Genomic DNA, 10,772 nt, shown 5'->3' on the forward strand with positions numbered 1-10,772 from the left:
CTAAAACCAATGAACCAAAACATAAAACCATCTTATGTTTTTTGGACAACAGTAGTAACATTGCTGATTTTAGGTTATGTATCATTTCTTTTAAACAAAAAACCGTTAGAAATAGCAGGCTTCACGGTCAGCTTACCAGACCCACTCTCTGTTTTCAGAGATGATATTGTTGAATATACAAATATTGATACGTTAATTGCAGATGTGCTAAGTGAATTAGAGACTGATACAGCCAAAAGTCAGATAGTTGTATTAGATTCTACTAAAGTTGTAACCGATAGTATTACAGTCGACTCTACATTAAAAAGTAGTATTACCACAACGGTTTTAAATGATACAGTTCGCGTTTCGGAATCGAAGGTTAAGAGTGTTGTCCATAAGCTACAGTTTCCGCCCGACAGACCTGATTTACTAGAATTTTTTTACGAAGCACTTCGTAGTGAAATATCAAAGAGAAATATCAGAATACTGCATTATGGTGATTCGCAAATTGAAGGTGATAGAATTACTGGATATTTACGTCATCGTTTTCAAGGACGTTTTGGAGGCAGCGGTCCGGGACTTTTGTTTTGTGACAAGCCCATTGCCGAACACGCAACAATAATTCAAACCGCATCTTCAGATTGGCAACGCGACAATGTAATGCAAAAAAAAGATACGCTTACCAATTCTATTAGTTATGGTATAATGGGGCAAACAAATTACTTTACGGCAACTCCACCGGATAAAGCTCTGTTGAGTTACAAACTTTCCCCACTCTCATATAAAACCGCAAGAAAATATAATTGGTGCCGACTTTTTTTAGGACAGAGCCAATTTCCAATGGATATTGAGGTTTACGGTCGCGATTCGTTGGTAATGAAAGATCAGATAGTTTTAGATGAACCTCTTAATATCTTTGGTTTTCAAATAGATAAAACTCCTGATAATATTGTGTTTAATTTCATGTCGCAACAATCGCCTTCGTTTTACGCGTTAGCATTAGATCAAACAGTGGGTATTACTGTCGATAATATCCCATGGCGAGGTAGTTCTGGTGCAGAGTTCTCAAAAATTGATAAGGAGTTATTGAACTACTTTTTTAAGCAACTGAATGTCAGGCTTATAATATTTCAATTTGGAGTTAATATTGTTCCCAATGTTGTTAAAAGTTACACATGGTATGAAAATCTGATGGTTAAGCAGCTTCAGCATTTGCGATCTGCAGCCGGTAATACGCCTATCATTGTTATTGGTGTAAGTGATATGTCTCGCAAAAAGGAGACATGGTATGAGTCGTATCCAAATATCGTAGCAATAAGAAACGCACAAAGAAATGCAGCTTTCCGGACAGGCTGCGCTTTTTGGGATTTATATGAAGCAATGGGAGGCAACAACAGTATGCCATCGTGGGTATTTGCTGATCCGCCTTTAGCAAACAAAGATTTTGTTCATTTTAATGCCAGGGGTAGTCGAATAGTATCGCACATGCTTTATGAGGCCATTATGAACGATTTTGATAATCAAAAAAAATGAGAATAGTTTTTTGTATATTATGTAATATCCTTATACTTAGGTTAGTATCGACAGCGCAAGATGACCCTTATGCTATTGATCACTATCCATATATAAACTACGAAATAAATGAAATAACTGACTCAACAGGTAGATTTTCAGACACTTTGGCTAATTGTTTAGTCCGATTAATAAACGGAAATGAAAAATTTTCTATTGCACATATCGGAGATAGCCATATTCAAGCCGATTTCTTTACCGGAAGAGTTAGAACACGACTGCAAATGCTTCATCCCGGAATATCGGGAACTCGGGGTCTTATATTCCCTTATGAACTTGCAGGAACAAACAATCCCGGGAACTACAGAATTAAATCTCCAAACAGTTGGGAAGCCCATTGGAGTACAAAAATCCAGGAGCCTTCAAATATCGGACTTTATGGTATAAAAGTCTCAACAACAGACACTTTAATTGAATTGTCGTTAAGAATAACTGATACCGTTTCCGAGCCATTTAATAAAGTAGGATTATGGTACGGTACTGATTCTGAAGGAACTATCAGAGTAAACGTTAATGGATACACTGTTGTTGACTCTTTGTCGGCAAGCCTAAACGGTATTGCAATCGTCAGTTTGAAAGATTATACGCAGCAAGCAACAGTTACAATATCACTAAAAAACCAAGGCTATTTTGATTTGTTTGGGATTGAATTGCAAAATGATTTGCCCGGCTTGGAGTATCATGCCATAGGAGTGAACGGAGCTTCGGCGGTATCGTATAATCGCTCGTTATTGTTTACAGAACAGTTGAGAAGATTGAAACCATCTTTAATAGTACTCTCAATAGGCACAAACGATGCCTACCACTATCTCTTTTCTGAGAATTGGTTTAAAAATGAATACAGCACGTTAATTGACTCTATATCAAGTGCATGCCCAAATATTCCTATACTTCTCTCTACACCAAACGACCATTTGAAAAATAGAGCTGATATGTCAGCTAATATAAGTATAATCAACTCCGTTATTGTAAGTTTGGCTAAGGGCAGAGGGTTGGCATATTGGGATTTTTACGAAATTATGGGTGGCGAAAAATCCATAATTGCATGGCATTCAGACAGTTTGGCTGCACGTGACAGAATACATTTATCGCCCAAAGGATACCGATTAAAAGCTGAGTTATTCTATATTGCTCTTTTAAAGGCATTTGATAAAAAACTATCTGAAATCGATTATTAAAAAAAGTTGAAATGCAATCGTTCTTGAGCAACATAATATCCTACAATCCGCAAAACCCAATGCTTTTTACACGCATTGAGTTCTGGATATTTTTTGCCGTTGTAACGCTTGGGTTTATATTTTTTCATAAGAAATTCTCTCTACGCAGTGCTTGGTTGGCTTTTGTAAGTCTATATTTTTATTATAAAAGCGGTGGCTTTTACTTTTCGCTGTTAATAGTTTCGACAATTATAAACTACTATCTCGGTAAAGCTATTTATAATGCCAATACGCAAAGAAAGCGAGACAGGGCAGTCTTTGCGAGTGTTTTTATCAGCTTGTCGCTGTTAGCTTATTTTAAATATATATACTTTTTCTCAGACTCGATAAATCAGATTTTCGGAACCGACATTGAACCATCGAATTGGCTTGCACAGTTAACCAATTGGGTTACAGGAAGTTCATTTGACGAAAGTGTTATAATATTGCCAGTTGGAATATCATTCTATACCTTTCAAATAATTAGTTATACGGTTGATATCTACAGATATAAGGTCAAGCCCGTTAACAATATTATTGACTTTACATTTTATGTTTCATTTTTCCCTCAGTTGGTTGCGGGACCTATTGTAAGAGCTGCTGAATTTGTTCCTCAAATTTATCGAAAATATAAGGTTAAGTTATACGAATACGGTTATGCTTTGTTCTTTATACTCAACGGATTGATAAAGAAAATATTGATATCCGACTACATCTCTATAAATTTTGTTGACAGGGTTTTTGACCAACCACTGCTTTACTCGGGGTTTACCAACCTTATGGCAGTTTATGGTTATTCAATTCAGATTTACTGTGATTTTTCAGGATATACCGATATTGCCATTGGCGTAGCATTGTTATTGGGATTCAGACTACCTACCAACTTTTTGTCGCCATATAAAGCAACTTCAATAACCGATTTTTGGAGACGTTGGCATATTTCATTATCCCGATGGTTAAAAGATTATCTCTATATACCTTTGGGGGGAAATAGGAAAGGCAGAGTTAGGACTTATGTTAATTTGTTAATTACCATGCTTTTAGGAGGTTTATGGCATGGAGCACATTTCCGTTTTATAATTTGGGGTGGAATTCACGGTATAGCTTTGGTACTTGACAAGTTAACGGCAAAATATATCAGCCTTAAAACTAAGCCTGCAAAATTTATAGGCGTCTTTATTACTTTTCACATTGTTTGCTTCTCCTGGATATTTTTTAGAGCGCAAGATATGCGACATGTGGGACAAATGTTGAGTCAAATAATTTCAAATTTTCAACCCGAAACCATTTTCGCTGTTTTTCAAGGATATGCGCCCTCTATTGTGCTAATTTTGTCAGGACTTATTATTCACTGGCTACCTAAAAGTTGGAAACGCTTTTACAGAAAAACGTTTATTGCGCTACCTGTTTATGTTAAAATATTGATATTTGTACTAATTGCCGTGTTACTGTATCAGTCGCAATCGTCAGATATTCAGCCGTTTATTTATTTTCAGTTTTAGCTTTTTAAAATTACTTTTTTCCTGATCTTTTCGTTCATTTTTCCAAACCAAGTTAGTGTCCGGTGTAAGCCACGGAAGTAGAGAATTACAAACAGAATTATGTTGATAATCCACAGCACAATTATGTTTACTATGTATGTAGGGTAGAATTGTCCGAAAACTTTTTTATAAGGAGCATAAAAATGTGCTTTAATAAAAGAGTTTTCCGGATCCTTATATATAGGGTCAATCTTTTGGTGTAAGCTATTTTTATATTCAATAATTCTGTCAATACTGTTTGTGTTTCGCACAAACTCAGTTAAACTTCTGTTTGTATATGCCTCACGCATAGCAACATATTCTTTTCCTAAGCTATCTTCAAAATGCTGAATCATGTTGTCTTTGCGATGATTAGTTTTATTGTAAAGGTTGATGTAGTATATTGACAGATTGTCTAAATAGGTTTCTGTTTGTGCAATTATTGTTGAATCGAACGTTTCAACTAACATTAAATCAATAGAGTAGGGGGAAGATATATATTTGTTTGTTGCTAACTCTTTTTTTATTTCATTATTTATAAGTTTAATTGCCTTCTGAATTTCAGCCCTTTTTGTTGAATCATTGGCATTTCGTTTTATATATGAAACTTTGTTTTTTAACGATTTAATCCAATAATCTTTTTTATATGTAGCAGTTGACAACACTTTGTCGTATGGATACAAATCGCGTTCATATTTATTCTCTTTGTATTGATATACAGCCAATGCTTCATACGCCCATCGAGCAGTGATAATTTCGCCATACCAGGGTATAGTGTTGGGTTTTGAAATTTTTGGATTTAATTTATCATATGGAACAATTATTCCCGATAGTATCAATTGAGGAATAACCAAAAAAGGAATCAAAATATAGATTGTAACAACAGTTTTAAAACTGTCAGAAATTATCAACCCTAAAATGCTAGCTCCTATCCATGCCGAAAAAAGTGCCAGCCAATATTGGAAAAACATACCTTTAATTTCCATGATAAGATTTCCTACAAGGACAAAGGTAAGGGCTTGAAATGCACTTATTACCATTAAAACTGAGAGTTTGCTACATAAATAACTAAACCAACTTAAGTGTAGAAACCGTTCTCGGTTTAATATTTTTCTATCTTTTATTATCTCCTCAGCACTAACTGTTAAACCAATAAAAATGGCCACAATAACCGCCATAAAGATATAAACAGGAAGGTTTGAGTTGTCAAATAGTGTGTAGCCCTTGAGATTAGCTTCGTCAACGTTGAAAAACTTGATAATAAATGCCAACATAAAAGCTAAGAGAGGAGCCTCTAGCAGGTTAATTACAAGATACTGAATATTAGTAAGTTTTGATAGAGTGTCGCGAATAGTAAAAACCTTATATTGTGTAAACTTGTTTGGCGTTTGAAACTCAACTGTAGGAGTCTTATCATAATACTCCTTTTTATCATATTCGGGTTTGGTTTTCGAGATTAGGTGTTTGGCATACCATTCTGTAGGTGATACTTTTCTGGTTTTGCTCAGATTGCCGTGCTCATCAACAATTGCAGATTCAACTATATTGAAAATCTGTTCAGGGTTTACGTTTCCGCAAAAGTGGCATTCACTTTCACCCCTGTCGGCGTGATGTACTCTGCTTTTAAAATATATTATGCTGTCAACAGGATTACCATAATAAATTATGTATCCACCAACATCTAACAACAAAAGATAGTCAAGCATTTTGAAAATATCTGATGAAGGTTGATGAATAACAGTAAAAATCAGATGACCCTTTAGAGTTAAATCTTTTAAAAGAGCCATGATATTTTCGGAATCTCTTGATGATAAGCCACTTGTGGGCTCGTCTAAAAACAATACAGCAGGTTCTCTAATTAATTCTAAGGCGATGTTTAATCGCTTTCTTTGCCCACCACTTATTTTTTTGTTTAGCGGGGAGCCAACAACCATATCTTTTATTTCAAATAATCCTAATTCTTGCAGTGTTGAAAGCACTTTGCGCATTAGTTTGACAGGTGACATGCCTTTGAAGCAAAGACGTGCATTCAGATAAAGATTTTGGAATACGGTTAACTCCTCAATAAGTAAGTCATCTTGAGAAACATAGCCTATAAGTCCCTTGATATTTTCACTTTCAGAATAGATATCAAAGCCGTTTATTTTAACTGTTCCGGTTGTTGGTTTTGATGTTCCGTTTAGTATGTTAAGTAGTGTGGTTTTTCCTGCACCTGAGGCACCCATTATTCCGACAAGGTGACCGTTAGATTGCTGAAAATTAATCGAATGAATCCCTGTTTTCCCTGATGGGAATTTGTAGCTAACATTATCAACTTCGAAAAGAATTTTTTCTTTTTGGCTTGTAGAGTAAAATACCCCAGCAATGTCTGAATAGAAAATTGGTTTTATGCGGCTGCCGCGTATTGATGAACCAAATGAAAGAACATAAACATCGTCTGATTGAATTAGCTGGCCATTCAGATATAATTCGTCTTCGCCTATATAACGCATAACGAACATTGACGTAGACTCGAGATTGTAAACCATTATTCGACCCTCTAACCCAGAAACCGTCATGTGGTTATAAAGCATTTCTGTTTCCTTGGGTAAATCGTCGATAATCAATAACTGCTCGCTGTCAATAAGCCTGTCAAAATCGTAAAGAATAAATGCTCTTATTTTATTAAATTCATCTTCATTAATGTAAAAGGCATCGGCAACAGTTTTTACAAACTCGTGTTCCTGTTGGCTAATTTCATCGCTGGCTTTTATAAACTGTAGTAGTCGAAATAAAACTATACGTTTTTGTTGTTGAGTTAACTCAAGATTTATTTCATGACATATTTTTAAAACTTTTACTGAGCTTAACGAAATGTTTTTATTATGGCGATTTTTATCAATCTGCTTAAGCTGATAAACTTCGTAGTAATTATCAAAAACTTTTAGGTATTCTTTAACTAGTTCTTGGTTTAGAAGTAATTCCAGAAAATTACGAACAACTTGTCTCTTGTCACTTCCATCGTCTTGTGGACGAGAAATGATTGCAAACAAGTGCATTAAAGCTTTTAATATTTTTTCGCTCATGGAGTATTAGGACTGTTTATATCCAATCATCATTACGGCAATGCCAGAACGTTTTTGTTTATCGTATAATTTTACTTGAATTTTACAATTAATGGTGCTGGTGAAAATAAGATCCCAATATGGAACATTGTCGAAGTCCTGATTGCAAAATAGAATATTTCTTTCTGTATCATATACTGTATAAACCAGATTTGATTGCGCAAGTGTCGATGATAAGGCAATTCTGTATTGGGTGCCGGCAAAAAATGTCACATCAAACTCGCCCTCCTCTTCGTGATTGAGCATTACACGATAAATTTGTCCATCTGAGATATATGTGTTATCAAGATAATCACGAACTCTGTTGTCAACTTGCTCTACCTGAGCGTTTATGACACTAAAAGTAAGTGTAAAAAGAATAGTTATAAGTGCTCTCATAGCTTTTTTTATTAAGAAATAATAAATAGTCTTAATGCTTTAATTTCTTCGATTAGTTCATTTAAAACATCGTCACTTATAGTAATATTTGTGTTACTATAAACTTTTGTCAACTTTTGTTCTGTGTTAACCTCGGTTTTATTATATGTGTATGTAACTTCTACGTTTTGGTAGATCATTTCCAGTGCAATAAGCTTTTCTAACAAGACTTGGTAAATTCTGTTATTTTCAGTATAAAGCGAAATAACTTTGATAAGGTTTTCTAATGGATTCTTGTTTTCTCCTAATCGAGAAATAAGCTCTTGATTATTATTTTCGGAGAATCTGGAAAGTAAATATAAGCTTTCAATCCACCCTCCTGCAAGTATAAGAGCTCCTATATGACCTTGGTCGTTCGACTTTAAGAATATATCAATGTCTTGATATGAGTTTGATAATAAATGTAGTAATGAATCCTGATTCGAAAGGTTTTTCTCAATTCGTTCGAATGTATCTTTTTTTAGTGAATTTATAATCCCCAATTCTTGTGAAAGAGTCTTAATAACAGAAAAATATGTAATTGCTTCTTGGGTTTTTTCATATGTGTTTAAATAACCCAAATCGGCACCATAAACTCCCATGTTAAGAGCTTTTTTGTAGCTGTTTGTATAGTTGCGAGTATTACTTGTCGGGTTTAAGTATGATGGATTATACTCAACATTCTGTTGTTTTAGAGTCAAGGTTATTTGGTGTGGAGAGGGAATACTAAACAGAGAATTTTCGAAACTAACTATTCTATTGGTAATTAGACTGTCAATAATTTTGCTCTCTGCTTCTGGTTGACTTTTGGGTTTATTTGATTGTCCACAACTGAACAGAAACATCAGAATTGATATTGAAATAACTATTTTATACATTATGCACAGAGTTTGAAACTACAAATATAAAAAAAAGGCAATCATAAGTGGTAGATTCATTCAATAAATGCAACTTTTCCATTTACAAATTTATTAAAAACATTAATGTTTTGTTGGTTATTTGAAATAGGGATTTTTTAATTTTGTTTTTTACAAAAAACAAAAGACTACTCTGTAATTGAGTAGTCTTTTATTTATTTTATTGTTTAACTATAATTTATAATTCTACAATTGATGTAAGGCTTGCACTACCTACTTTAATAGTAAATTTAGCATAATTGTCACACTCATTACTTGGATTGCCGTCTTTGTCAACACCGTAATCTACAGTTACAGACCTGTTTCTACCAACAACACTCATTCTAGTAATACCTTGCTGAGGATACGCACATGTGTTGTATTTGATAACCTTTTGATTTTCAAAAATTTCTGTTTTAAATACTTTAGTTCCTTCAGTTAATAAAGATGTTCCATAAATTGCAAAAGCATCATCACTGTGATCATTTAAAGTGTTAAATCCATTGTACCAAACAAATGTTCTTTGAATTTTATAGACACTATTGTTTCCATCCATATTTAAATTAAGTGTTCCATCAACTAAAAGGGTAGGTTGGTCGCCCCCATTATATGTAATATCAAACGCTCCATTAATGGTCACATTGTCTATAGTGAATTGTGCTATTACCACATTACCAGTAACATTTTCACTATCGTATGTGGGGAGTTGTTGATTCCAGTTAATTGTAATTGATCCTCCACTTTCCATGTATCTAATTACTACGATAAAGGTTTGTGGGTCATAAGTTACATGGGGATCTTCTAATTTGGAGTTTTTTGTCCAATCTTCTGAGATACCATAAGTTGCAATAGCTCCCAACGCTTCACCTGTTGCGTTCTCAGCTTGTGAATTTTGAATAGCTGAATTTTTAAGTTCTTCTGCATCTTCAGGTTTTACTATTGCAGGTTCGAGAGTTTCAGTGCAAGAGATGAATGTAACGCTTGCAAATAGTACAATGGCTAATGTTGCCAATAATGATTTTGTTGTTTTCATAGTCTCTAATTTTTAGTTGTTTATTATAAACAAATTATTACAATTTTTTGTTCTATTTTATTATTATGCCATACCTGATGATGAACCAAAATTCATAGGGAAGTTTTGTGGATTTCCGTCAGGTATTTTTATATTTCCGTTAATTGCTTCGTATTTTGAAATATTATCCTGTAAAGCTAGTAAAAGTCTTTTCGCATGTTCGGGAGTTAGTATAATTCTTGATTTTACAGGTGCTTTTGGAATACCAGGCATTACTCTGATAAAATCTATTACAAATTCCGCAGGTGAATGACTTATAATTGCCAAGTTTGAGTATGTCCCTTGTGCAACATCGTCGTTCAATTGAATATTTAATTGACTTTGTTTTTCGTTTTCTTTCATAAATTGATATTTATCTGCTTGGACTTGACACCAGTTCAAAATGCAAATTTAAAAAAAAATGGTCAGATAGATAAAAAATCTGACCATTTTAACATATCATTAATTATTTTGTTGAACTTTTGTTCTAGAACGTTCTTTTTTTGTCGGTAATACTGACTCTAATTCGTCTTTATTCCCAACAATATATTTAGTATATTCTCTAACACCAGTACCAGCGGGTATTAAGTGTCCTACAATTACGTTTTCTTTTAGTCCGTTCAAGTAGTCAACCTTGCCATGTATTGCGGCTTCGTTCAGCACTTTAGTAGTTTCTTGGAATGATGCAGCAGATATAAATGATTTTGTTTGTAGAGCTGCTTTTGTAATTCCTTGAAGTATTTGGCGTGCTGTAGCGGTTTTTGCTTCTCTTACGGTTACTGTTTTTAAATCGCGTCGTTTTAGTGTAGAGTTTTCGTTTCTTAATTGATGCATTGACACTATCTGACCATTTTTCAACACATCTGAATCGCCCTTGTCAACTACGTATAATTTACCATATATTTCGTCATTTGCTTCAAATAGGTCGTATTTATCAACTTGTTGCTTTTCTAAGAATAGAGTATCTCCCGGATCAACGATTTCAACTTTTCTCATCATCTGGCGTACAATTACTTCAAAGTGTTTGTCATTAATTTTAACACCTTGCATTCTGT

General features: G+C 34.1%; 9 protein-coding genes. 3 read left to right on the plus strand and 6 right to left on the minus strand.

All coding sequences use genetic code 11. The features are described from left to right. Positions 1-9 precede the first annotated feature (9 nt). Genes GX311_05975 through GX311_05985 form a run of 3 tightly spaced genes read left to right on the plus strand, consistent with a single transcriptional unit; the run spans position 10 to position 4,252 of the window. Entirely contained in the window at positions 10-1,515 is a 1,506-nt protein-coding gene (locus tag GX311_05975) for a hypothetical protein (GenBank protein NLK15930.1), read from the plus strand. Beyond that, entirely contained in the window at positions 1,512-2,732 is a 1,221-nt protein-coding gene (locus GX311_05980; protein NLK15931.1) for a hypothetical protein, read from the plus strand. Before GX311_05975 ends, GX311_05980 begins: the two co-directional genes overlap by 4 nt. 11 nt (positions 2,733-2,743) lie before the next feature. Further along, positions 2,744-4,252 (plus strand): MBOAT family protein, encoded by a 1,509-nt coding sequence (locus tag GX311_05985; protein NLK15932.1) that lies wholly within the window; start codon positions 2,744-2,746, stop codon positions 4,250-4,252. Here the strand turns inward: GX311_05985 and GX311_05990 are convergent. The 6 genes from GX311_05990 to GX311_06015 form a co-directional block, all read right to left on the minus strand. Beyond that, positions 4,249-7,335 (minus strand): ATP-binding cassette domain-containing protein, encoded by a 3,087-nt coding sequence (locus tag GX311_05990; protein ID NLK15933.1) that lies wholly within the window; start codon positions 7,333-7,335, stop codon positions 4,249-4,251. The two genes, GX311_05985 and GX311_05990, sit on opposite strands and share 4 nt — an antisense overlap. Positions 7,336-7,341: 6 nt before the next feature. Next, on the minus strand, positions 7,342-7,752 hold the full coding sequence (locus tag GX311_05995; protein ID NLK15934.1) for a hypothetical protein: 411 nt from the start codon (positions 7,750-7,752) through the stop codon (positions 7,342-7,344). 11 nt (positions 7,753-7,763) lie between these two features. Next, positions 7,764-8,648 (minus strand): hypothetical protein, encoded by an 885-nt coding sequence (locus GX311_06000; protein NLK15935.1) that lies wholly within the window; start codon positions 8,646-8,648, stop codon positions 7,764-7,766. Positions 8,649-8,865: 217 nt separating this feature from the next. Continuing rightward, the gene (locus tag GX311_06005) at positions 8,866-9,699 is read right to left on the minus strand and encodes a hypothetical protein (GenBank protein NLK15936.1); all 834 of its coding nucleotides are present in this window, start codon (positions 9,697-9,699) and stop codon (positions 8,866-8,868) included. A 63-nt stretch (positions 9,700-9,762) separates the two neighbouring features. After that, positions 9,763-10,080, minus strand: a complete 318-nt coding sequence (locus GX311_06010; GenBank protein ID NLK15937.1) for a DUF3467 domain-containing protein — start codon at positions 10,078-10,080, stop codon at positions 9,763-9,765. Positions 10,081-10,179: 99 nt separating this feature from the next. Beyond that, positions 10,180-10,772, minus strand: a 593-nt coding sequence (locus tag GX311_06015) for a DNA-directed RNA polymerase subunit beta' (GenBank protein NLK15938.1), incomplete at its 5' end; no start/stop codon positions are given.

The sequence above is a fragment of the Bacteroidales bacterium genome, assembly GCA_012519055.1.
In the GTDB taxonomy this organism is placed as follows: domain Bacteria; phylum Bacteroidota; class Bacteroidia; order Bacteroidales; family Salinivirgaceae; genus JAAYQU01.

Bases quoted from the DNA above. Each gene is read 5' to 3' on its own strand.
- GX311_06000 (NLK15935.1), bottom strand. From the start codon at position 8,648: ATGTATAAAATAGTTATTTCAATATCAATTCTGATGTTTCTGTTCAGT.
- GX311_05975 (NLK15930.1), top strand. From the start codon at position 10: ATGAACCAAAACATAAAACCATCTTATGTTTTTTGGACAACAGTAGTA.
- GX311_05980 (NLK15931.1), top strand. From the start codon at position 1,512: ATGAGAATAGTTTTTTGTATATTATGTAATATCCTTATACTTAGGTTA.
- GX311_05985 (NLK15932.1), top strand. From the start codon at position 2,744: ATGCAATCGTTCTTGAGCAACATAATATCCTACAATCCGCAAAACCCA.
- GX311_05990 (NLK15933.1), bottom strand. From the start codon at position 7,335: ATGAGCGAAAAAATATTAAAAGCTTTAATGCACTTGTTTGCAATCATT.
- GX311_06005 (NLK15936.1), bottom strand. From the start codon at position 9,699: ATGAAAACAACAAAATCATTATTGGCAACATTAGCCATTGTACTATTT.
- GX311_06010 (NLK15937.1), bottom strand. From the start codon at position 10,080: ATGAAAGAAAACGAAAAACAAAGTCAATTAAATATTCAATTGAACGAC.
- GX311_05995 (NLK15934.1), bottom strand. From the start codon at position 7,752: ATGAGAGCACTTATAACTATTCTTTTTACACTTACTTTTAGTGTCATA.